The organism is Actinokineospora terrae (assembly GCF_900111175.1).
GTDB lineage: Bacteria > Actinomycetota > Actinomycetes > Mycobacteriales > Pseudonocardiaceae > Actinokineospora > Actinokineospora terrae.
The window spans coordinates 41,826-64,370 of record NZ_FOGI01000009.1; the positions used below are offsets into that span (position 1 = coordinate 41,826).

At 68.9% G+C, this 22,545-nt stretch carries 22 protein-coding genes; 13 read left to right on the forward strand and 9 right to left on the reverse strand.

The window, feature by feature from the left end; translation table 11 throughout:
- The first annotated feature begins 1 nt into the window (after position 1).
- The 3 genes from BMY07_RS21055 to BMY07_RS21065 all read left to right on the forward strand — a co-directional run bounded on the left by BMY07_RS21055 (position 2) and on the right by BMY07_RS21065 (position 4,005).
- Entirely contained in the window at positions 2-1,318 is a 1,317-nt protein-coding gene (locus tag BMY07_RS21055; protein WP_092781317.1) for an MFS transporter, read from the forward strand.
- A 72-nt stretch (positions 1,319-1,390) separates the two neighbouring features.
- A complete protein-coding gene (locus tag BMY07_RS21060) occupies positions 1,391-3,259 on the forward strand; it encodes a helix-turn-helix domain-containing protein (protein WP_092781320.1) in 1,869 nt (622 codons plus the stop codon).
- 50 nt (positions 3,260-3,309) lie between these two features.
- A complete protein-coding gene (locus BMY07_RS21065) occupies positions 3,310-4,005 on the forward strand; it encodes a phytanoyl-CoA dioxygenase family protein (protein ID WP_177215685.1) in 696 nt (231 codons plus the stop codon).
- Between the two features lie 203 nt (positions 4,006-4,208).
- Here BMY07_RS21065 and BMY07_RS21070 read toward each other — a convergent pair whose 3' ends face one another.
- From BMY07_RS21070 to BMY07_RS21085, 4 genes are read right to left on the reverse strand one after another with little or no spacing between them, the layout of a single operon-like run.
- Positions 4,209-6,521 carry an FtsX-like permease family protein gene (locus BMY07_RS21070; protein ID WP_143073574.1) on the reverse strand — a complete coding sequence of 771 codons (2,313 nt, stop codon included), beginning with the start codon at positions 6,519-6,521 and terminating at the stop codon, positions 4,209-4,211.
- 52 nt (positions 6,522-6,573) lie between these two features.
- On the reverse strand, positions 6,574-7,254 hold the full coding sequence (locus BMY07_RS21075) for an ABC transporter ATP-binding protein (RefSeq protein WP_092781330.1): 681 nt from the start codon (positions 7,252-7,254) through the stop codon (positions 6,574-6,576).
- Positions 7,251-7,775, reverse strand: coding sequence for a PadR family transcriptional regulator (locus BMY07_RS21080; RefSeq protein ID WP_092781333.1), 525 nt, complete (start codon positions 7,773-7,775; stop codon positions 7,251-7,253). The genes BMY07_RS21075 and BMY07_RS21080 overlap by 4 nt, the downstream gene beginning before the upstream one ends.
- A 49-nt stretch (positions 7,776-7,824) precedes the next feature.
- Entirely contained in the window at positions 7,825-8,193 is a 369-nt protein-coding gene (locus tag BMY07_RS21085; protein WP_092781336.1) for a VOC family protein, read from the reverse strand.
- An 88-nt stretch (positions 8,194-8,281) separates the two neighbouring features.
- Between BMY07_RS21085 and BMY07_RS21090 the strand changes: the two genes are divergently transcribed.
- A complete protein-coding gene (locus BMY07_RS21090; RefSeq protein WP_245782546.1) occupies positions 8,282-8,755 on the forward strand; it encodes a CGNR zinc finger domain-containing protein in 474 nt (157 codons plus the stop codon).
- A gap of 162 nt (positions 8,756-8,917) precedes the next feature.
- On the opposite strand, the gene BMY07_RS21095 is transcribed toward BMY07_RS21090, so the two are convergent.
- Positions 8,918-10,129, reverse strand: coding sequence for a DUF445 domain-containing protein (locus BMY07_RS21095; protein WP_092782216.1), 1,212 nt, complete (start codon positions 10,127-10,129; stop codon positions 8,918-8,920).
- An 86-nt stretch (positions 10,130-10,215) separates the two neighbouring features.
- On the opposite strand from BMY07_RS21095, the gene BMY07_RS21100 reads away from it, so the two are divergent.
- The 4 genes from BMY07_RS21100 (at position 10,216) to BMY07_RS21115 (ending at position 14,573) form a co-directional block, all read left to right on the forward strand.
- Positions 10,216-11,382: a pyridoxal phosphate-dependent aminotransferase gene (locus tag BMY07_RS21100; protein ID WP_092781343.1), complete on the forward strand. Its 1,167-nt coding sequence runs from the start codon at positions 10,216-10,218 to the stop codon at positions 11,380-11,382.
- 256 nt (positions 11,383-11,638) lie between these two features.
- Positions 11,639-12,205: an RNA polymerase sigma factor gene (locus BMY07_RS21105; protein ID WP_245782547.1), complete on the forward strand. Its 567-nt coding sequence runs from the start codon at positions 11,639-11,641 to the stop codon at positions 12,203-12,205.
- Entirely contained in the window at positions 12,202-12,600 is a 399-nt protein-coding gene (locus BMY07_RS21110; protein ID WP_092781346.1) for a hypothetical protein, read from the forward strand. Before BMY07_RS21105 ends, BMY07_RS21110 begins: the two co-directional genes overlap by 4 nt.
- A complete protein-coding gene (locus BMY07_RS21115) occupies positions 12,588-14,573 on the forward strand; it encodes a CHAT domain-containing protein (protein ID WP_092781349.1) in 1,986 nt (661 codons plus the stop codon). Before BMY07_RS21110 ends, BMY07_RS21115 begins: the two co-directional genes overlap by 13 nt.
- Here the strand turns inward: BMY07_RS21115 and BMY07_RS21120 are convergent.
- The gene (locus BMY07_RS21120) at positions 14,502-15,602 is read right to left on the reverse strand and encodes a S8 family peptidase (RefSeq protein WP_143073575.1); all 1,101 of its coding nucleotides are present in this window, start codon (positions 15,600-15,602) and stop codon (positions 14,502-14,504) included. The genes BMY07_RS21115 and BMY07_RS21120 overlap by 72 nt on opposite strands.
- Before the next feature lie 146 nt (positions 15,603-15,748).
- Between BMY07_RS21120 and BMY07_RS33785 the strand changes: the two genes are divergently transcribed.
- Complete coding sequence (locus tag BMY07_RS33785) at positions 15,749-16,588, forward strand: hypothetical protein (RefSeq protein WP_143073576.1); 840 nt, start codon at positions 15,749-15,751, stop codon at positions 16,586-16,588.
- A 309-nt stretch (positions 16,589-16,897) separates the two neighbouring features.
- On the opposite strand, the gene yczR is transcribed toward BMY07_RS33785, so the two are convergent.
- A complete protein-coding gene (yczR, locus tag BMY07_RS21125; RefSeq protein WP_092781355.1) occupies positions 16,898-18,340 on the reverse strand; it encodes a MocR-like transcription factor YczR in 1,443 nt (480 codons plus the stop codon).
- Between the two features lie 59 nt (positions 18,341-18,399).
- Between yczR and yczE the strand changes: the two genes are divergently transcribed.
- From yczE to BMY07_RS21140, 3 genes are all read left to right on the forward strand, one after another.
- Positions 18,400-19,041 (forward strand): membrane protein YczE, encoded by a 642-nt coding sequence (yczE, locus tag BMY07_RS21130; protein WP_092781358.1) that lies wholly within the window; start codon positions 18,400-18,402, stop codon positions 19,039-19,041.
- Between the two features lie 10 nt (positions 19,042-19,051).
- Positions 19,052-20,134, forward strand: coding sequence for a calcium:cation antiporter (locus BMY07_RS21135; protein ID WP_092781361.1), 1,083 nt, complete (start codon positions 19,052-19,054; stop codon positions 20,132-20,134).
- A gap of 85 nt (positions 20,135-20,219) precedes the next feature.
- Positions 20,220-20,582 (forward strand): VOC family protein, encoded by a 363-nt coding sequence (locus BMY07_RS21140; protein WP_092781364.1) that lies wholly within the window; start codon positions 20,220-20,222, stop codon positions 20,580-20,582.
- A 64-nt stretch (positions 20,583-20,646) separates the two neighbouring features.
- Here the strand turns inward: BMY07_RS21140 and BMY07_RS21145 are convergent, their stop codons facing one another.
- Both BMY07_RS21145 and BMY07_RS21150 read right to left on the reverse strand, forming a co-directional pair.
- Positions 20,647-21,192, reverse strand: a complete 546-nt coding sequence (locus BMY07_RS21145; protein ID WP_092781367.1) for a Clp protease N-terminal domain-containing protein — start codon at positions 21,190-21,192, stop codon at positions 20,647-20,649.
- Positions 21,193-21,402: a sigma factor-like helix-turn-helix DNA-binding protein gene (locus BMY07_RS21150; protein WP_092781370.1), complete on the reverse strand. Its 210-nt coding sequence runs from the start codon at positions 21,400-21,402 to the stop codon at positions 21,193-21,195.
- Positions 21,403-21,724: 322 nt separating this feature from the next.
- Here BMY07_RS21150 and BMY07_RS21155 point away from each other — a divergent pair, with 322 nt between their 5' ends.
- Positions 21,725-22,534 (forward strand): hypothetical protein, encoded by an 810-nt coding sequence (locus BMY07_RS21155; protein WP_092781373.1) that lies wholly within the window; start codon positions 21,725-21,727, stop codon positions 22,532-22,534.
- Positions 22,535-22,545: the final 11 nt, after the last annotated feature.

Consider the following 22,545-nt stretch of genomic DNA (forward strand, 5'->3'; position numbering starts at 1 on the left):
CATGTCCAAACCGTTCGTGCGGATCGTCGGAGCGAGCCTGGTCGGGACCACGATCGAGTGGTACGACTTCTTCCTCTACACCTCTGCCGCCGCTCTTGTGTTCAACAAGCTGTTCTTCCCGACGGCAAACCCACTCACCGGGACCCTGCTGGCGTTCTTGACGTATGCGGTCGGGTTCATCGCAAGGCCGATCGGTGGGCTCATCTTCGGCCACTACGGCGACAGGGTGGGCCGCAAGCGTTTGCTCGTGTTGAGCCTCTTACTCATGGGCGGTTCGACCTTCGCGATGGGTCTCCTACCCACCTATGCCGCTATAGGCGTGGGTGCACCGTTGCTGCTCACGGCCCTGCGACTGATCCAAGGGTTCGCGCTCGGCGGAGAGTGGGGCGGCGCCGTGCTGATCGTGTCCGAGCACGGCTCACCCGAGCGACGGGGGTTCTGGGCGTCGTGGCCCCAGTGCGGGGCCCCGGGCGGGAACCTGCTGGCCACCGGCGTACTCGCCCTGTTGGCAGCCGTGCAGTCGGACGTCACCTTCCTCGCGTGGGGTTGGCGGGTGCCGTTCCTGCTGTCCGGCGTTCTTGTCCTGATCGGGCTCTGGATCAGGTTGTCCGTAAGCGAGTCGCCGGTCTTCCTCGCCGCGCAGGCCAAGGCCGCCGAACGCGCAGAGCCGCACGTGCCGGTGGTGGAGGTATTCCGCAACAGTTGGCAGCGGGTGCTGGTGACTATCGGCGCGCGCATGGCGGAGAACGTGTCTTACTACATCATCACGGCGTTCATCCTGGTCTATGTGACGAACGGACTGGGCATGGCCAAGACCGTTGGTCTCAACGCGGTGATGATCGGATCCGCGATCCACTTCATCAGCATCCCGCTATGGGGAGCGTTGTCCGACCGGCTGGGGCGGCGTCCGGTCTACCTGTTCGGCGCCGTGACGATGGCGGTGTGGGCGTTCGTGTTCTTCGCACTTCTGAACACCCGTTCTCCGGGCCTCGTCATCGTGGCGGCGACGGTAGGCCTAACGCTGCACGGAGCGATGTACGGACCACAGGCGGCGTTCTTCTCAGAGCAGTTCCCCACGCGAGTGCGGTACACGGGCCTGTCCGTGGGTGGCCAACTGTCCTCGATCGCCGCAGGCGCGGTAGCACCGCTCATCGCCACGGCGCTGTTCCAGCACTACGGCAGCACGCTGCCGGTGTCGCTCTACCTCGTCGGGATGTGTGCGATCACGATCATCGCGATCCTGGCCGCACGGGAGACCCGGGGCCACTCGCTCGCCGAGCCCGAGACCGTCGACAGCCCGGTGCCCGCGGGCAGGTGAGCCCGGTTCAGGACCGGCCGCGACCCGGTCGGTCCCGAACCGTCCACGCGTTCGGCCGGAATCGGTGCGACCATGACCCCCGTGAGGGCACACGACGCCGTGCGCGACCTACTCGGCCTGCTCGCCGCCGGGGCGAGCGGGGAGCAGTTGGCGCAGGTCGCGGTGGCCGCGCGGGCCTCCGGAATGCCCGCCGACGAGCTCGCCACGGTCGACAACGCGGCAGAGCACGCGCTGAAGGTCAGGCAGACCCTTGCCGCGCACCGGAGGCGCGAGGCCGAGCTGACGGCGCTCTTCGACACCGCCAGCGATCTTGCGCGACTGCGTGACACGGACGCGGTGCTGCGGTCGATCGTGCGACGCGCCCGGACGCTGCTACGGGTGAACGTCTCCTACCTCACGCTCAACGACGAGCACGCGGGCCGGACATACATGCGGGTAACGGATGGTTCCGCGTCCGCACTGTTCCAGCAGGTCACGCTAGGTATGGGTGAAGGTCTGGGTGGCCTGGTAGCGCAAACGGCCAGGCCTTACGCCACCCGCGACTACTTCGCGGATGCCCGATTTCGCCATACGACGCCCATCGACTCGTCGGTGCACGACGAGGGTCTTGCGGCCATTCTCGGCGTACCCCTCGCCGTGGGCGGCAAGGTCATCGGCGTCCTCTTCGCCGCTGACCGTTCGGCTAGGGACTTCTCCCCCGACGAGGTCGCGCTTTTGTCGTCCCTCGCGAACCACGCGGCCATCGCGATCGAGAACGCGGGGCTGCTCGACGAGACCCGACTCGCGCTGGCCGACCTGAACGTCGCCAATGCCACGATCAGCAGCCACAACGAAGCCATGCGGCGCGCCGAGGAAGCCCACGACCGGCTGACCGACCTCATCCTCCGCGGTGGGGACCTACCGGAAGTCGCCGCGGCGGTGGCCGACGTACTGCACGGCGGTATCGCTGTCTTCGACGCGACCGGAACCGAGTTGGCTCGCGTGGGGAACAGCCACGCATCGGCGACTGAAGATGCCGTCATCCGCGCTAGAGGTTCCGGACGTGCGGTGTCCACACCGGACGGTTGGGTCTGTGCCGTGCAGGCAGGGCAAGAGCTGCTCGGCAGCCTGGTTCTGACTGATCGGCCTGACTTGTCGGACGCGGACCGGCGGCTCTTCGAGCGCGCGGGGGTCGTCACAGCTCTCCTGTTGATGCTGCGCCGGTCCGTCGCACAGGCCGAGGACGAGGTGCGCGGCGAGCTTCTAACGGATCTGCTCACCGCGCCCGATCGCAATCCGGCCGCGCTCATGGCGCGTGGACAACGTTTGGGCGTGGACCTCGGTGAGGAATACGCGGTTCTTGTCGTCACCGCGGAACAGGTCTCGCGACGCCGACTTCTTACTGCCGCAGGACGTTTCGCGGTGCTGGTGGGCGTGCACGCGGACCAGGTCGTCCTACTTGCGCGCTCAGAGGATCCCAGCGGTCTAGCGGCAAGGATCGCCGAGTCACTTAGTTCCACTATGGACTCACCTGTGACAGTCGGCGCTGCCGGACCAGTTTGTGGCGTGGAAGGCTTGGTCGCAGCTCATGCCGAAGCTGTGCGCTGCGTGCGGTCGTTGCTAGCACTTGGGCGTACCGGCTCGGGCGGCACGATGTCCGATCTGGGCTTCGTCGGCCTGCTGCTCGGCGAGGCAGATCTAGAGGCTTACGTTCACAGCACGCTTGGCCCCGTGCTGGAGTACGACGACCGTCGCGGTACCGAACTGTTGCGCACTCTGGAGGCGTACTTCACGGCAGGAGCCAACCTGACGCGCGCCAAGGAGCTGTTGCACGTGCACGTGAATACGGTCGTGCAACGGCTTGAGCGGATCGGCTCCCTGCTCGGCGCGGACTGGCAAACGCCGCAACGAGCACTGGAGATCCAGCTCGCGCTCCGGCTGTTCCGACTTACTTCCGCGTAACCACGCGATTTCGGTGGCGGGCGGGCCACGGCTGGGTTACATCTGGAGACGTGTACGAGGTCCTCGACGAACTGGGCGTCCGCGCGGACTTGCTCGCGCCGCAACAACTGAGCGAACTCGACGAGCTGGGCTACTGCCGGTTCGACAACTTCCTCGCCCCGGCGCAGATCAGCGCCGCGCTGGGCGCGATCGAGCCGCTGGCGCCCGGCACCGGCACGCTCCGGCTCACCGACCTGCTCGAGACGGGGCCGGTGTTCGACCCGCTGTGGCTGCGGCCGAACCTGCTCGCCGCGGTCCGCCACCTGCTCGGACCGGAGTTCCGGATCAGCGCCATGACCTACCGGGCCGGTCGCCCTGAGCACGGCGGCCAGGTCCGGCCCGGCGACGCGGCCGACCGCGTGGGACCGGTCCGCTGGCGGGTCTGCACGGCCATCGTCGCCCTGGTCGACTTCACCCCGGAGAACGGCGCGACGCGCGTGGTCCCCGGCTCGCACCTCGACTACGGCTTCGTCCCGCCGCCCGCGCACGAGGACCACCCCGACCAGGCCCTGCTGGTCGGCCAGGCGGGCACGGCGTGGCTGGTCAACTCGCACCTCTGGCACTCGAACACGGTGAACCGCTCCTCCTCGGCGCGCCACGCGGTCTTCACCGGCTTCGGTCGCCGCTGCGGGACCTCCGGGTTCGACCCGAGGCCTGCCGATGCCGCCATCGAGCGCCTCGGAAGTGCCGCCTACCTGCTGATGTAGGCCCCTGTGCACAACTTCCGACGCGGTCTTGTGGTTTCTGCGACGGTATGTCTCCCGACGGAAGACGCAGAAGGAACACCATGCCCGGGCCGCTCAGGCGACTGCTCGCCGCCGTCCGCCGCGCCATGGCGGCAGCACGCGCGCCGAAAGGTCCGCGTGGCAGGGGCCGACCCCCAGTGGCGGTCCCTGCCACGCGGACCGGCTCACTCGGTCCGCAGCGAGTCCAACCTGGTCGCGCTGCGCAGGAACGGGAGGGTGAGCAGCGAGACGATGAGCACGAGGCCTGCGCCTGCCCCCGCCATCGTCACGGCGCTGACCCAGTCGACGACCAGCGGACCCTGCATGATCAGCACCGTCTCCACCGACAGCACGGTGCCGAGCAGGACCGCGATCAGCACGCCGAGCGCGATCGGGATGGCGATCTGCCAGAGCAGGGACCTGGCCAGCACCCCGGTCGGCACCCCGCTGGCGGCGAGCACGGCCAAGGGGCGCTTGCGCTCCCGGATGTGCTCGACGGCGAGCACGAGCAGGCTCAACCCGGCGAGCAGCAGGGTGAACACCGCCCCGATCAGCAGGCCCCGGCGGATGCTCAGGAACGTGTCCTGCTCGCGGGTGAGGGCTGCGCGGTCCGTGGTCGTGATCCGCGTGTGCCAACCCAACGGGGCCAGCGCCGTGCGCAGCCGGTCCCCGGTGTCGGGCCTCGACCGGTCCAGGTTCAGCACGTAGGTGGCGGCGACCTTGATCGCGGGCAGTTGCGGGATCGCGCCCGGCGTCACCAGGACCATGCCCGGGATCCGGTTCTCCCACTGGCCGCGTTCGGTGAGCCGTTGGACGCCCTGCGGGACGATCCACCCGCCCGCGGGCTGGAGGTCGCCGAAGTCGCGGTCTCCGCTGGGGAGGTAGATGGTGGTCTGCCTGCCCGCGGGGAACGCGGCCAGGTTGATGTCGTGCTCGACGTAGACCTTCCCGTCGACGCAGTCGGTGATGAGGCGGTTGAGCGTGGCCAGCTCGCAGTTCATCACCTCGGCGAGCATCACGTCCTCGCCCGCGCGCAGCTCCACCGACCGGGTCAGGCTCCAGGCGTTCACGCCGGGGACGGTGTTCAACGTGCGTTCGGTCTCGGCCATGGTGGACCGCGTGGCGTACACGGCGGCGGAGGCGTAGCTGGAGTCGTTGTACTGGATGCTGATCGCCAGTCCCTCGGCCATCGACGCGAAGGTCGCTTGGAGCGCGATCGCGCCCGCGAGCACGACCGCGACACCGCTGACGACCCGCGACGACGTGCCGCTGTCGAGCTGGAGCCTGCGCACCGCCAACTGCCAGGACGTCGGGCCGCCCCGGATGCGGCCCACCACGTGCTCGACGACCCACGGCAGCAGCGCGGGGACACCGAGCAGGACCAGCGCGACGCCGATGGCGATGCTGATCGCCCACATGTCGTCGCCCCTGCCGAGGCCGTTGACCGCCCTGTTGCTGCCGTGGAAGTTCAGGATCGCCACGCCCAGGGCGACCACGGCGAAGCGCCAGGCCAACCGGCGCTTGGTCGGCTTGCTGTAGCGGACGACGCCCAGCGGCTCGATGATCGTCCGCCGCAGGGCGAACTGGGTGGCGAAGACGGCCAGCAGCGGGGCGATGAGCACCACCAGCGCCGCCATCCACGGCACCGGCACGATGTCGTGCGGGTAGACGCTGGCGCGGTACAGGGTCACGCGGTCGGCCAACTGCCGCCCGACGAGGAACAGGCTGGTGCCGAGTGCCAGGCCGGACAGCGAGCTGACCAGCGATTCGGCGGCGGCGATCCGGCGGATCTGCCGGTTGTCGCAGCCGACCAACCGCAGCGCCGAGAGCCTGCGGTCGCGGTCGACACCGGCGATCCGGGTGCTGGAGACCAGGAAGATGAACACCGGGATGAGCACGGCGAGGGTGCCGAGCAGCAACAGCAGCAGGGCGTCGGGGTCGAGGCTCCTGGTCTCGTGCGGCGGTATGCCGAACGAGTAGACCGGTTCGGTCCGGGTCGCGGTGTCGATCCGCAGGTCGGCGCTCCCGAGGTAGGCGACCGATTCCCTCGGGTCCCGGATCGTGGCCGGGTCGATGACGCCGATGACCCGTTCGCTGAAGCGCTCCCGCAGCAGCGGGTCGTCCAGGAGCGCGGCGAGCGCGTTCGACACGTACATCTCGCCGGGTTCGGGCAGGCGGGGGATCCCGGCGGGCACCGGGGAGGTGTGGTCGGCGCCGCGCAGGTAGATCAGGTCCATGGACTGGCCCTGGAAAGCGGACGTCGTGCCCAGCCGCAGGGTCGGCTTCACCCCGACGACGGCGTCCGTGTTGGGCGTGTTGACCAGCTCCCTGGCGGCCCTGGCCTCCAGGATCGGCCCGACCGAGGAGGCGAGCAGCAGCACCGCCACCGCCAACCCGATCCCGATGGTGCTGAGCACGAACCGCGCCAGCGAGGTCCGGCCGCCCGAGATGGCCAGCCGGACGCCGATGCGGAAGTCGTTCACCCAGGCGCGTACCACGTCACTCCCTCGCCAGGCACCGGGTTCTGCCTCCGGTGCTCCCCGTCCCGACCTAGTGGGCTAACGCGACCTGGCGTGTCTTGCCGTCGCGGACGACGACCTCGCGGTCGGAGTAGGCGGCCACCCTGGCCTCGTGCGTCACCAGCACGATCGAGGCGCCCGTGTCGCGCGCGGTGTCCACCAGCAGCCGGATCACCTGCTCGCCGTTGAACGAGTCCAGCGCGCCGGTCGGCTCGTCAGCGAAGATCACCTTCGGGCCGGTCACCAGCGCCCTGGCGACCGCGACCCGCTGGCCCTGCCCACCCGAGATCTCGCCCGGCCGCTTGCCGGTCAGGTGGCCCACCTCGATCCGGTCCATCCACTCCCGAGCGGTGGCCTCGGCGTCCTTGCGCCGTGCGCCGCCGAGCCGCAACGGGAGGGCGACGTTCTCCAGGCACGACAACTCGGGGACCAACTGGCCGAACTGGAAGACGAAGCCGAAGTCGGTGCGCCGCAACGCGCTGCGCTCCTTGTCGGTCATCGCGGCGAGGTCGCGACCCCGGTAGGAGACGACGCCGTTGTCCGGCGCCACGATGCCCGCGAGGCAGTGCAGCAGCGTGGACTTGCCGGAGCCGGACGGGCCGAGGATCGCGACGATCTCGTTCTCGTGCACCAGCATCGAGGCGCCCTCGAGCGCGTCGGTGGGGCCGAACGACTTGATCAGGTCTGTTCCACTGAGCAGGACCTCGCTCACCCGGCCACCTGCTTCGCCAGGTCGGACAGCCGGGCCGCGGTCAACTCCAGCCAGCGCAGGTCCGCCTCGAGGTGGAACAGCGCGTGGTCGCAGATCAGCTGGTCGGTGAGGTCGCCGTCGCGCTTGCGGGCGGTCAGCTCGCGCATCGCGGTGAGGTGCGCCGACCGCTGCGTGTCGAGGACCTCCTCGGCGTCGCGGTCGGACATCAGCGCGAGTACCACCTTGGTGTAGAGCGCGCTCTGCAGGTAGATCTGCGGGCTCTCCGGGGTCACGAGCCACTCCGAGACGTCGGTGACTCCGGCGTCGGTGATCGCATACCGCTTGCGTTCAGGTCCCCCACCTGCCTCAACCCCGCTCTCCTCGACGAGTCCGTTGCGCAGCAACCGCGACAGCGTCGAGTAGACCTGGCCGTAGGCCAACGGCCGGTCGTGCCCGAAGCGCTCGTCGTAGACGCGCTTGAGGTCGTACCCGTGCCGAGGGCCGGTCTCCAGCAGGCCGAGCAACGCGTGTCCGATTGACATGGGAGCGACTCTACCGCACGTGTATACACTCAACGAATAGCGACGTTCGCTAGCTCCTGAGCAGGCAGAACGGGTGCCCGGCGGGGTCCGCGTAGACCCAGAACGACGTGCTCGACTGGTCCAGCACCACGGCCCCGAGCGCGACGGCCCGGTCGTGTCCCGCCTGGAGGTCGTCGACCTGCAGGTCCAGGTGCAGCATCTGCTGGCGCTCGGGGTGCGGCCAGGTGGGCGGCTGGTAGTCGTCGATCCGCTGGAAGTCGAGCCTGCCGCCCTCGCCCTCGATGGTGGACCAGGAGTCGTCCTCGGCGGGCTTGGCGTCCCTGGGCCAGTCGAGCAGGTCGGCGTAGAAGCCGGACAGCGCGACCGGGTCCGCGCAGTCGAGCACGACGGCGAAGAACCGGGGAATGGCGGTCGACATGGATTCCTCCAGGGATGGCGTGACCAGCGAGGCGAGTATGTGAGTCGACCCCGACCGGAGCAACCAGTATTCGGCTTACAGTGGTGTCGTGAGTAGTGCTGAGGACAGCAGCGCGGCCGATGTGGCGCTGGTCCTCGACTTCCTGAACACCGTCGACCTCGACCTGCACACCGACGTGCTGGACGACCCCGCCGGCTGGCAGGGGTGGCTCGCCACCCGCGCCCTCGCCGACGACCAGCACACCCGCGCCACCCGGGACGGCCTCCGCGCCGCGATCGGCTGCCGTGCCGCACCACCCGCACCACCCGCGACCGTCCACATCGAACTGGTCGCCGGGATCCCCACCCTGGTCGCCACCACGGCCACCGGCGCGGTACTGGCAGCCGCCACCCGCCTGGCCGTGCTGGGCGAGTGGGACCGGGTGAAGATCTGCCCAGCGGGCGACTGCCGGTGGGCCTTCTTCGACCGGTCCCGCAACCGCTCGCGCACCTGGTGCTCGATGCGCGTCTGCGGCAACCGGGAGAAGGCCCGCACCTGGCGCGAACGCGCGAAACTCGCCTGAACCGACCCAGACGGAGGTGGATGGCGCGGCAGGCCCGCGAGCAGATCAGCGCCGGAGCTCGTGCGGGCGTGGCTGTCGCGGATCGCCCAGGTCGGACGGCGGGACGGTGACCAGTGGAGCCACGTCCCGCCGCCCGGGCCCGGCCGGTTCGGGGGGTGTGGACTAACCGCCGATGAGTTGGGCGATGGCGTAGATCAGGACACCGGCCAGTGCACCGACGACGGTGCCGTTGATGCGGATGAACTGCAGGTCGCGGCCGACCTGGAGTTCCACCTTGCGGGCGGTCTCCTCGGCGTCCCAGCGCTGGACGGTGTCGGTGATCAGGGTGGTGATCTCGTCGCGGTAGTTGAGGACGATGTAGGCGGCGGCGCCTTCCAGCCAGCTGTCGGCCTTGGTGCGCAGGGCGTCGTCGGTGGCCAGCTTGGTGCCGAGCGAGACCAGGCCCGAGCGGACCCGGGTCCGCAGTTCGCTCGACGGGTCCTCGGCGGCGTCGAGGAGCATCTTCTTGGCGGTGGACCAGGTGGAGCCGATGAGGTTCTGCACCTGGGGGTGGTCGAGGACCTGGTGCTTGACCGCCTCGGCGCGGGCCATGGCCTTGGGGTCGTGCTGCAGGTCACCAGCGAACTCGCGCAGGAAGGTGTCCAGGGAGAGCCGCATCGGGTGGTTGACGTCGGTCTTCACCGCCCAGGCGAAGTTCAGCACCTCGCCGTAGACCTTGTCGGCGACCAGCGAGTCGAAGAACTTCGGCGACCACGACGGCGCCCGGTCGGACACCACGTTCATGACCTGGTCGTGGTTGTCCTTGACCCAGTCGTAGGCGCGGTCGCACATCAGGTCGACCAGCTTGTGGTGCGACCCGTCGGCGAAGGCCCCCTCCAGCAGCTTGCCCAGTGGCGGCCCCCACGGCACGCCCACGATGCGGGACACGACGGCCTGCTCGACCACGGCCTGCACGTCCTCGTCCCGCAGCACGGTGACGGCCCCGCGCATCACCGTCGCCAGTTCCGAGGTGATCCGGTCGGCGTTGTCCGGCTTGGCCAGCCACTCCCCGAACCGGGCCGCGACCCCGATCCTGCGCAACCGCTCGCGCACGACCTGCTCGGACAGGAAGTTGGTGCCGACGAACTCGCCCAGGCTGTCGCCGAGCGCGTCCTTGCGGGTCGGGATGATCGCGGTGTGCGGGATCGGCAGGCCCAGCGGCCTGCGGAACAGCGCGGTGACGGCGAACCAGTCCGCCAGCGCGCCGACCATTCCCGCCTCCCCCGCCGCCTTCAGGTAGCCCACCCAGCCGGGCGCGCCCGCCGCCTGCCAGAAGGTCGCGACCAGGAAGACCGCCGTCGCCGCGCCGAGGAAGGCGAGGGCGACGAGCTTCATCCGACGCAGCGCGAGCCGCTTCTCCACCTCGCCGGGGACCGGTGCCAGTTGCTCCACACCCCCATTCTCCGTGAGGATTGCCTACCGTGCCCCGAACCAGCCTCGTGCCCCGCCTGCAGCCGTTCACCTCGACGATCTTCGCGGAGATGACCGCGTTGGCCGTGCGCGCGGGCGCGGTCAACCTCGGGCAGGGCTTCCCGGACACCGATGGCCCCGCAGGCATGCTGGCCGCGGCCCAGGAGGCCATCGCCACCGGGATCAACCAGTACCCGCCCGGCCCCGGTCGCCCGGAGCTGCGCGCGGCCATCGCCGAGCAGCGCGCCCGGTACGGCACCCGCTTCGACCCGGACACCGAGATCCTGGTCACGGTCGGCGCCACCGAGGCCATCGCGGCCACCCTGCTCGCCCTGATCGACAGCGGCGACGAGGTGATCCTGTTCGAGCCCTACTACGACTCGTACGCGGCCTCGGTCGCGCTCGCGGGTGGGCAGCGCCGGGTCGTCGCGCTCGTCGAGGAACCGTCCGGCCGGTTCGGCCTCGACGTGGACGCCCTGCGCGCCGCCGTCACCCCCAGGACCAAGGCGATCCTGGTCAACACCCCGCACAACCCGACCGGCACAGTGCTGACCCGAGCCGAGCTGACCGCGATCGCGCAGGTGTGCCAGGAGCACGACCTGCTCGCGATCACCGACGAGGTGTACGAGGACCTGCTGTTCGACGACCGCGAGCACGTCCCACTGGGGTCGCTGCCCGGGATGGCCGAGCGGACCCTGACGATCTCCAGCGCGGGCAAGAGCTTCAACTGCACCGGCTGGAAGATCGGGTGGGTGTGCGGCCCCGCCGAGTTGGTGGCGGCGGTGCGCGCGGCCAAGCAGTTCCTCACCTTCGTCGGGGGTGCGCCGTTCCAGCCCGCGGTGGCCCACGCCCTGCGGTCGGAATCGGCCTGGGTCGCCGACCTGCGGGCGTCGCTGGCGGACAAGCGCACCCGGCTCTCGGCCGGTCTCGCCGAAGCGGGCTTCGGCGTGCGCGCCGCCGAAGGCACCTACTTCGTGTGCGCGGACGTCCGCCCGCTCGGGTTCACCGATGGTCTGGAGTTCTGCCGCGCCCTGCCCGACAAGATCGGCGTCGCCGCCGTGCCGGTGCAGGTGTTCACCGACAACCCGGACCGTTGGCGCCACATCGTCCGGTTCGCCTTCTGCAAGCGCGACGAGGTGCTCGACGAGGCGATCTCCCGATTGCACCGTCTTCGTTGATAGGGCATCACCTTTCCTTTCTGCCGCTGATACCAGGAAGCCACGGGACGGGCGGGCACGTCATCACTCGATGGGGTGGCAGTCGCCTTTTCCTGAGGCCGAGGCGAATCGGCGGACGCGCGATTAATCACAGGTAGCGCAAACCCTCACGGTTAGCGCTACCTGTGCGTTTCACACCTTCGAGGGTCTGCGGGAGCGATCACGAGGGACTCCCCGTCTGAAGCGGCGAACGGCTCACTTCAGGAGGGAGAGCAGCGTGGATGCACTGTCCACTACAGACTTGCTGCGCGACGCGCTGGCCGGGGAGCAGGCCGCGTGGCGGGAACTCGTCGGCCGCTACGCACCGCTGGTGTGGCAAGTCGCCAGGGCGCACCGGTTGACCCCGGCCGACGCGGCGGACGTCAGCCAGAACACGTGGATCATCCTTGCCGAGAAGGCAGGAACCATCCGCACCCCGGAGCGGTTGGGATCGTGGCTGGCGACCACGGCGCGACGCGAATGCCTGCGGGTACTCGGGTCGCGCACGCGGGAAATCAGCACGGACCAAGTCGAATGGATAGTTCGACAAGACGACTACGGGCCCGAGGCCGCTGTTCTGCGCTCTGATCGCGACGACTTCTTGTGGCGTGCATTCGAACAACTCAGTCAACGCTGCCGCAGCCTGCTAGGGCTAATGGCGTTCGCCCCTGAACTCAGCTACGCGCAGTTGGCCAAGGCCGTTGGGGTTGCCGGGACGAGTGTGAGCACGACCCGCGCCCGCTGCCTGGACATCTTGCGCCGCAAGCTGGCGATCATCGGGATGCCCGAGGAGGTGGCCGGGTGAGCAGCGACGACGACCTGCTGGCTGAGCTGCGCGCGCTGCTGGACCGCTTGGACCCGATGCCCGCGCGGGTACGCGACGCTGCCGTCGCCGCCGGCGCGCTGCTGGGAATCGACTGGGCCGAGTTGGAGCTGTTCGCCGCCGAGCGCGTGCTGGTGCGCGGCAGCGGCGAGGTGTGGCGGGGCGACGGCGTGGTCGTCGAACTGGGCGCCCGGATCACTGGCCTCGTCGACCACGACCTGGGCGTCTCGCACGTCGAGCTGCACTCCCGCGACGGTTCGACGCTGCTGCACCCCGACCCGATCGGCACCTTCTCGGCAGACCTGCCCGAGGGCAGGGTTCGTCTCGTCTTGCACCGCTCGAACGCCACGGCCCTCGTCTCGCCATGGCTGAGGTGACTTGGAGGGCACTCCAGACCTCGGCTGTAGCCCTGCACGAGAACGGTAAGACGCGAGAGGCACGACGCGTAGCCGAAGCGGCCGTCTCCGCCGCTGGCACTGACGACGAACGCGACGAGTCACGGCTGACCTTGGCGTGGGTGTGTCATCAGCTCGGCGACCGAGCCAGGAGCGCGCAGCTCGTCCTCGACGTTCGCGACCTGCGTGCGGACTGCCTTCGCGGGCTTCTCTTGTGCCACGACGGCAACCATGCGGCGGCGATACCGGTGCTAGAAGCCGCGATCGCTGACCCCGAGTTGGACCTCCGATGGCAGGCGAACGCGCTCGTCGGGTTGGGCGTGTCAGCCATCTTCCTCCGCAAGTTCACGATGGCTGATGAGGCACTCGAACGTGCCTACGAGATCTATAGAGGACTCGGCGAGCTTGAGCGTGCAGCGACCTGTAAACACAACCAGGGCTTTGCCGCAGCAGAGGCAGGCGACCTGCCACGAGCGTTGGAGCTCTATGACGCAGCGGCCATAGATGAAACCCGAAGGCCTGAGGTACTTGTCGACCGTGCGAAGGCTCTGCTGGATTGCGGCTTACTGCGAGAGGCAGGGGTAGCCCTAACACGAGCAGGCAGGCTGCTGGGCGCAGCAGGGCGCGGTCCCGCGTACGCCGACGCGATGCTCACCTACGGTTGGTGCTGCCTGCGAGCAGGGAATCCGGCAGCCGCTCGGACCGCGGCGAGCATGATCGACCTGCCTGAGGCGAGCGCACTCGACGCGCATGCGCGCATCGCGGTGGGCGAGGCGGTCGACATCGACGCGATCGCTGAGATGTGCGACCCGGCGGTCGCGGCTCGCCTGCGGTTGGCAGCGGCCAAGCCGGAACTCGTCGCGCTCGAGCGATTCTCGCGGCATCCACAACTCCGCGCACTGGGCTGGCTGGCACAGGCGCAATTGGCTGAGACAAGAGGCGCTGTACTAGCCGCATGCCGAGCGGGACTCAGATCCAATCCGAGGTCGGTAGAGCTAGCGCAGACAGGTCGCTCTGCCGTCACTAGTCCGCGAGCGGTATTCGCGTGGATCGAGCGTGAACGGGCAGCGTTGGACAACACCGATCGCCTGCCAACCGCAACAGAGGTAGTCGAGGCCCTTGGCGACAACTCCCTGCTGAGCTTCTACATCCACAACGGACTTACATCTGCTGTTGCCATCATCGGCGGCCGGTTCACAACGCACGAACTCGGCCAGGTAGACCTAGCGGCGGTCCGAGCCGCGTTGACACTCGTGGCGACCACGAATCAGGGACAGGTCGCGGCAGGCCACGCACTCCGAGCGCTGGACGAGCAGATCTTCTCGAAGATCGATCTTCCTCATCGTCCAGTGGTGATCCTGACGCGGGATCTTCATCAAATACCCTGGTCAGCCCTGCCGTCATTGCAGGATGTCCCCGTGACGACTGCCCCATCGGCCGCTCACTGGCTAGACGCTGAAGGTCCGGTCCCGGAGGGACACCTGTGGGTGGCGGGGCCGCGGCTCAAGCATGCGGAGACTGAGGCCAGGGCGCTGCACCGCGAGCACGGCGGAGTTCTCCTCACCGGCAACAACGCCACGGTTGACGCTGTACGCGCCGCTATGGCCGAGGCTGGCACAGCGCACATCGCCGCACATTGCGTACATAAGCCGAGAGCACCGCTGTTCTCGGCACTAGAGCTGGCAGACGGGCCGTTGTTCGGCCATCACATCGCCAGGCTAGGCCGTCTACCAGCGCGGGTTGTGCTGTCGGCTTGTGAGTCCGCGCTCGACTTGCCGAGGGTGTTCCTCGACAACGGCACGCGCTCCATCGTCGCAAGCACGCTGCCCGTCGCCGACGAGAGGGTCTCCGAACTGGTCACCGACCTGCACAGGCGACTCGCTCTAGGCGCCGACACCGCGAGCGCGCTGGCGGGCGCCCACCCCGGGCTCGGGTTCGTCGTGATCGGCCGCTAGCGAGGCCAACTCGGCGGCGACCTGGGGCGCGGCGAACGACGTCCCGCTCCACTTGGCGGCGCCGTAGACCCGTTCGCCGTCGACAAGCCGCACATGGGCACTGACGATGTCGACGCCAGGTGCCGTGCGATCGACCCACTCACCGCAGTTGGAGAACGGCGCGATGCTGCCATCCGGACCTGTTGCGGCTACCGCTGTCACTGACGGCAACGCGGCAGGCCAGAAGGGCCTCGTTGTGCTGGAGTTGCCCGCTGCGGCCACGACAGTGGGCCAGAAAGCGAGTTCTTCGGCCAAGACCGGTGGACAACGATCATCAGCGGTATGACAACCCGCGCTGATCAGCAGAACGTCTATGCGCTCTCCCCGGGCAGCCGCCAGGTAGCGCGCTCTGCGCAAGGTGGTCGCCACGGTCCGGTCATCGGTTAGACCATGTGCCGACAGGACTGGGTACTGGCGAATCGTCACGCCAGGGGCGTGTCCCAGCAGGACGCCCGCGACGAACGTACCGTGACCAGCCTGCCGATCGGCGATCCCGTCACCATCGCCATCAAGCACCTCTAGACCCCATTGGCCGAACCAGGAGCGCCCGACGAACCACGGATGGGGATCGATACCGCTATCCAGGATGAGCACAGTCGCCTGTTTCGCCCACGTCTGTCGTGGGGGTTCCGCCGGTAGGTCTACCGGAATCGCCTGTGCTCCGGTGCCGTGCAGGACAGGTGCTCCTGTCAGGACCGTGTGGACGTGGTTGACCGATACCGGTACGCGATCGGCCATGTCAGCGGCCACTTGGACGCAGTCGACACCCGCGCGTAGTCGCACAACCGCGTGCTCGCTGGGGTCGACGGACTCGATCCAGCGGTCGAGTGCCCGAACGGCGGCGGGCAGGGACGCGCGCGGGACAACGAGTTGACCCCGACGGAGCAAGCATTCGCCCGGGCCATCCGGATCGTGCAAGACCAAATCGTGTTCGCGTTCGGCCAGACGGGACAGTGCCCGCGCGCCGCGGTCGGTGTGCACAACGGACACCGTGACGTCGTACCGGCGCACCCGCACGGAAGAGGCGCCACGTTCACCCGGTCCGGTGGAATCCACCGTGGGTGATCAACGCGATGGTGGGTTCGGCACAGCTGGCGCCGCGCACCGTCTTTCCGGGTGGAACACACGCGGTTAGGGTGCAGAAGGACGACCCGGTACTGGATAGTGGCCTGGTCACACCGGTCGGTGGCGGCTCGACGATGGGAACCGGGATGGCGGTGATGCACGTGGCGCGGTCACTCCGCTGGCCTCGGCTGCTGCTCCGGCTCGCCATCACCGGTGGGCTGATGGTGGCCGCGTGGGTGATGACCGTGCTCCTGGCGGGCACCGCGGCGGCCGACACGGGTGTCGAGATCTACCCGCTCTCGGTCGAGGTCGGGTCCACCCACGCCGGTGCCGTCACGAGCTCCTCCACCAGGCCACGCCCGATAAGCATGTCCGGTAGCGCGGCATCCATCGCGATTGCGTCGGCCAAGCCGACCGACCTGGCAGGCGCGGTCGCCAACCCGGTCGTGCTCGCACCACTAGTGGTAGAGGCCGTCGTTCTACCTCCCTCCGCCCCTCCAGCCGTCGCGGCTACCGAACCTGTCAAACCACAGGTCGCGCCCGCACGTAAGAGCGCGAAGACGCACAAGCACGCCACCAAGGCGCCACGCGCCGTTGTCGCGCATAGACCCAGCGCGGTGCCCCCACCTCAGGCGGCACCGCCTGCCAAGCCTCCGGTACCCGCTGATGGACCGCAGGCAGAGTCAGGGAAGACGCCCAAGCCACCTACCCCACCAGCGCCTGCGTGTCCGGCAGCTCCGGGGTCGGCAGCGTCACCGACGTTCGACAACAGCGGTCACGGCAGGACGCTGCTAGGCGTTCTCGGCGATCGTGCGCGAGTTCAGCCGCCCTACGCGACCGGCGTGGCGACGGCGAGCGTGACGCAGGACCCCGGTGATGTCACCGGCCTGCTCAGCTCCTCACCCGACTGACCCGGTCGGTCCCACAGGACTGGTCTGCCCACGACCGGTCATCCCCCAGGCGGTCGACCCGCCGCAAGAGCCATTCCCAAACCCGATCTGCCGACCGCGCCCGGTCAGATCGGGACCTGGCCCCGGCGCCGCGATGCCCCCGCGGCGCCGGGGCTCCCCCCTCGGCCACCCCTGGTGGTCGGCACAACGCGGGGCTGTGCCGACCACCGGGGTGCTACCGAGGTCGAGCCGCGGGTGGTGGCGAAAGGTCCAAACAACTACACCATCCAGCGCATTGGCTTTGTACCGCCTCGGCACGACCGAGGCCAGCTAGGCGACCGGGATTAGACCGTCGGAACCGAGCGTTCCAGGCGATCCGGTGACACGGGCGGCCACTGCTGCCAGTCTGCGCACGGCCTCGACCAGGGATGGCGCCGGTAGCGTGTACGGCAGCCGGAGCCTGCGTTCGAGGCCACCGTGAACGCTGAACCGGGACGCGGGCGCGACGCGAACCCCCACCGATTGCGCCGCCACGGCGATCCGGGTCCCGATCGCCGCGGGCAGCTCGCACCAGAGGCTGAGCCCGCCGCGCGGCACCTCGAAGGACCAGTCCGGGCAGTGCTCGCGCAAGGCGCCGACCAGCACCGACCTGGTGGCCGCCATCTCCGCTCGGCGCTCCCGCAGCATCGGCTCGGGGTCGGCGTAGAGGTGCGCGAGCACGAGCTGCTCGAAGACCGGGGACCCGAGGTCGAACGCCCGCCGCGACGCCGCCAGCCGTCCGATGACCTCCTCGGACGCCCGCACCCAGCCCAGGCGCAGGCCGCCCCAGTGCGACTTGCTGGCCGAGCCGACGGTGATGACCAGGTCCGCCTCGAAGCACCCCATGGGCGGAGGGCCGTCCATGGGGTCCCCGTCGAGGTCGAGTTCGACAAGGGTCTCGTCCACCACCGCGGAGGTGCGCGCCCGGCGCAGGATCGCGGCCAACCGCTCCCGGCCTTCGGCGTCCAACCTGCGTCCGGTGGGGTTCTGGAAGTCGACGATGAGGTAGGCCAACCGAGGCGCGGCCTGCCGAAGGACCACCTCGACGCCCTCTAGGTCCCATCCCTGCTCCGGCATGGGCACGGGAACCGGCATGACATGAGCCGAACGGATCGCCTCAAGCGAGTTGTTGTAGGTCGGCTGCTCCACCAGGACGCGGTCTCCCGGCACCGTCATGGCCCGTAGGACCAACGCGAGGGCATGGTGGGCGCCGTTGGTGACCAAGATCTGATCTGGCGTCGTAGGGAGGCCACGAGCGGTGAAGCGCTCGGCCAGGCGTTCGCGCAAGATCTCGACGCCGTAGCCCATATAGCCGTGGCGAGATAGCTCCAACGCGAAAGCCCCACGCACAGCGTCAACAGCGAGCCCCACGCCGGGTAGAGCGCCGGGTGCGGCCGTGGCCAGATCTAGAGGCTGTAGACGCTCAGGGAAGGGCGCGTTGGCGGGGGCGGCAGGCAGCGTTGTGCGCGACCCAGAGCCCCGCCTGCTGACGATGAGGTCTTCCTCCCGGAGTTGGTCCCACGCGGAGGCGACAAGGGTCCGGCTGACGCCGAGCGCGGCGGCGAGTTCACGCTCGGCGGGCAGGGTCGTGCCGGGCGCGAGCTGACCGTCGAAGAGCAGTAAACGGATCCCGGCAGCGAGACCGGCAGATCCGGCCTTGTTGCCTTGGTCACGCCACTCGCCAAGCATGCGGACCAATCTCGCAGCTGAGACCCGTCCTCCAGGGGGAAGCATGGGCCAATTATCGCAGATTGGCCCTCGATGAGAGGCCAATCTTCAGCAACGATGGGCGCATGGCCCCCACCAACCTGTCCCCCATCCCCGTGCGCATCAGCCCCGGCAGACGTCTACCGCAGCTGTTCGTGGGTCTCGTCCTCTACGGCGTCAGCACCGGACTGCAGATCGAGGCGGCGCTCGGGCTGTCGCCGTGGGACGTGCTGCACGAGGCTCTGCACAAGATCACCGGGTTGAGCTTCGGCACGGTCACCGCGCTCGCGAGCCTCGTGGTCCTGCTGTGCTGGATCCCCATCCGACAACGCCCCGGCCTGGGGACTGTCGCCAACGTCTTACTCGTGTCGAGCTCGGTTGACCTCACGCTGTGGTTGGCGCCAACACCGAGCAACATGGTCACCCGCATCGTGCTGATGGTGGTCGCCGTTGCACTCAACGGGCTCGCTACCGCCGCCTACATCGGCGTGCGCCTAGGACCTGGGCCACGCGACGGGCTCATGACCGGGATCGCCAGTAAGACCGGCTACTCGATCCGATGGGTGCGCACCGGTATCGAGGTGATCGTGCTCGCGTCGGGGTGGCTGCTCGGTGGCACTGTCGGCGTCGGCACGCTGCTCTACGGCCTCACGATCGGGCCGCTCGCGCAGGCGTTCCTCCCGCTGGTGACGTGGCGTCCGCAGGCCGAGGCCAAAATCGGACACTAGGGTCAGCGGTATGACCACCGCTCCCACATTGCCGCGCTGGAGTCTGGCCGTTCCACCGATCGCCCTCCTGATCCTCCTGTTCTCCTACGGCCGCGATCTCGGGCCGGTGCTGATAACCCTGGTGTGCCTCGGCTTGGGCGTGGCCGTCACCGCCGCCGTGCACCACGCCGAGGTGGTGGCGCACCGGGTCGGCGAGCCGTTCGGCACGCTCATCCTGGCCATCGCGGTGACGGTGATCGAGGTCGCGCTGATCCTGACCCTGATGGTCTCCGGCGGCGAGAAGGCGGCGTCGCTGGCGCGGGACACGGTGTTCGCGGCGATCATGATCACCACCAACGGGATCGTGGGTCTCGCGCTGCTGGTCGGCTCGCTGCGGCACCGGGTGCAGGAGTTCCGCGCGCACGCCTCCGGTGGCGCGCTGGCGGTGATCACGGCGATGGTGACGCTGAGCCTCGTGCTGCCGACCTTCACCCTGAGCACGGCAGGGCCCACGTACTCGGGGTCGCAGCTGGCGTTCGCGGGTGTGGCGTCGTTGGTGCTGTACGGGGTCTTCGTGTTCATCCAGACCGTGCGGCACAGGGACTACTTCCTGCCTAAGACAAGCGTGACCGAGGAAGACCACGCGGAAGCGCCTTCCTCGCGCACGGCGATTTCGAGTCTGGTTTTGCTCTTGGCCTGCCTTGTGGCGGTCGTGGGCCTGGCTAAGACGGTGTCGCCGACGCTAGAAGCCGCAGTGGAATCTGCCGGCGCGCCAGTGTCGTTTGTCGGAGTGGTCATCGCATTGCTGGTACTGCTACCGGAGACCGTTGCCGCTGTCCGGGCTGCATTGCGCAACCGCCTTCAGGTCAGCCTGAATCTGGCCCTTGGTTCGGCGTTGGCGAGCATCGGGTTGACCATCCCGGCGATCGCCGTCGCGTCGCTCTGGCTCAGCGGGCCGCTGACGCTCGGCCTGGGGCCCAAGGAATTGGTGCTGCTCGTGGTGACCCTGCTGGTGAGCATGTTGACGCTGGTCACCGGCCGAGCAACGCTGCTGCAGGGCACCGTGCACCTGACCGTGTTCAGCGCGTTCCTGTTCCTCGCCATCACGCCGTGATCATGCCTGTGGACAGGAGAACACGGGCTTGACAAAACTCGTGGAGACTCGGACTCGACACACCACAACCGGCGAGGAGATCACGATGTTCACCGAGACCAAGGCCTTCAGCGGCTTCTCCGTCGACGACATCCCGACCGCGGAACTGTTCTACGGCAGCACGCTCGGCCTGCGCGTCACGGAGGAGAACGGGATGCTGACCCTGCACCTCGGCGGTGGCGGCACGGTGCTGGTGTACCCGAAGCCGAACCACGCGCCCGCCACGTTCACCGTGCTGAACTTCCCGGTCGCCGACATCGAGTCCGCTGTGGACGAACTGGTGGGGAAGGGGGTGCGGTTCGAGCGGTACGAGAGCACTGATGAGCGGGGGATCATGCGGGGGTACGGGCCACCGATCGCGTGGTTCACGGATCCGGCGGGCAACGTCCTGTCGGTACTGGAGGTCTAGCGCGACGTGAGGTCTGTCGCGCCGGCTCTCGCTCCCCTGCCGCTGGGGGTGGGCTGCGACCGGGTCAGGTGGTGCTGAGGTAAGTGCTGACCTTGTCATGGGTGACCCCCAGGGACGTCAGTGCTTCCGCGGCTACCCCGCCTGCCTTGAGCAGGGCGAGGAGGACGTGCTCGTCGCCGATGGACTTGTCGCCGCGGGCCAGGGCCTCGCGGAGGCTGTACTCCAGGACGCGCTTGGCGTCGCGCGAGAACGGGACCCGCCACCGGGGGCCGATCGACCGGGGACGCTTGGGCGTGCCGCTGAGCGCACCCGTTCCGTGGGTCTGCTCGACCGCGGCGACGACCGCCTCGACGTCGATGCCGAACTCGCCGAGTGCGGCCGTGTCGGCCTCGGACAACCCGCCGCGCCTGCGGATGGCGTCGATGGCCGCCTTGGCCGAGGCCGTGGTCACGGCGTGGTGGGCGAGGACGTCGGTGCCGCGGCTGCCGTCCTGCTTGAGGAGCGCGAGCAGCAGGTGCTCGGGCTCGATCCGCGCCGCCTCGTCCTGCTCGGCGAGGTAGACCCCATCCCGCACGATGACCCTGGCCGCTGTGGTGAACCGCTCGAACATCTAATTCCTCCCGTACTTCTTGTGCACGGCCTGCTTGCTCACACCGAGCTCGGCCGCGATCTCCTGCCATGACCACCCATTGAGCCGCGCGCTGCGCACCTGCACCGCCTCCAACTGCTCGAGCAGCTTCCGCAGTGCGGCAACCGCGCGGAGCCCCACCCGGGGATCCCGATCACCAGCCGCGCTGGCCAACTGTGTCGCTTCAGCCATGCCGTCAACCTATGTTGACGGCGGCTATTTGTCAACCACAGTTGACGCCCGGAGATGGGGCCGCGAGGCGTGGATGCCGCATGTCCGCCAGCCAGCTTGGGCACGCAGCGCCGGGAATCGAGCTGAGGTGGCTGCCGCGCGCCCGGGGCGAGGGGTGGCGACGGGTGGGCGGGTTTCGTTCGGTCGGGGTGAGGCGCTGGGCGGGGTTGGGAGGTTGGGTGAGGGGAGGGATGGACCGAATGGAGGGTTGGCGCGGGTGGGAGGTGTTGATCTCGGGGTGAGTGTTGGGCGAGGTGATCAGGATGGTGGGAGCATCGGGGGTATGCCGGAGATCGCGGTGGCGGAGGCGGCGGGTGTGGGGCTGGGTGGCCAGTGGCGGCCCAGTGAGGACGTCGTGTTGGTGATGCCGGACGCGGTGGTGCTGTTGGACGGGGCCACTTCGATGCGGGATGACCTGCCCAGCGGGGGTGTGTTCGCGGGGGAGCTCGGGGCCCAGGTCGTGGCGCGGATGGCGGCGGCGCCGGAGTTGGACCTGGGGGACCTGTTGGCGGGGGCCATTCGGTCGGTCGCGCGGGGGAATGGGTTCACGCCGGGGGACAGTCCGTGTAGCACTGTGGCGATTGTCCGGTGGGACGACGAGGTGGTCGAGGCACTCGTGTTGGCTGACAGTCCGGTTGTGGCGTTCGCCCCTGAGGCGGATGTCTTAGCCGATACGCGATTACGGCACGTGCCGCGTGGGAGCTACCGCGACCGGTTACGTAGAGGTGGCGGCTATTCGGCAGACCACGTGGCCGCACTACGGGCCTCGGCTCGCAAGACCTCGGCTTTGCGGAACCAAGAGGGTGGTTACTGGGTGGCGGAGGCCGTGCCCGCGGCGGCGCACCGGGCGGTGCGGCGGGTGTGGCCGCGGCAGGACGTGCGGTCGGTGCTCATGGCCAGCGACGGAGTGTCGTGCGGCGTTGACGACTACCGGTTGTTCGGGTGGGAACAGGTGCTCGACCTGGCCACCGCCTCTGGCCCGCAGGCGGTCCTGGACGTCGTGCGGGAAGCGGAGCGGGAGGACCCGGAGGGCCTGAAGTGGCCCAGGCCGAAGCCGCACGACGACCAGGCCCTCGTGGTCATCTCCTTCTAGGAACACCGCGA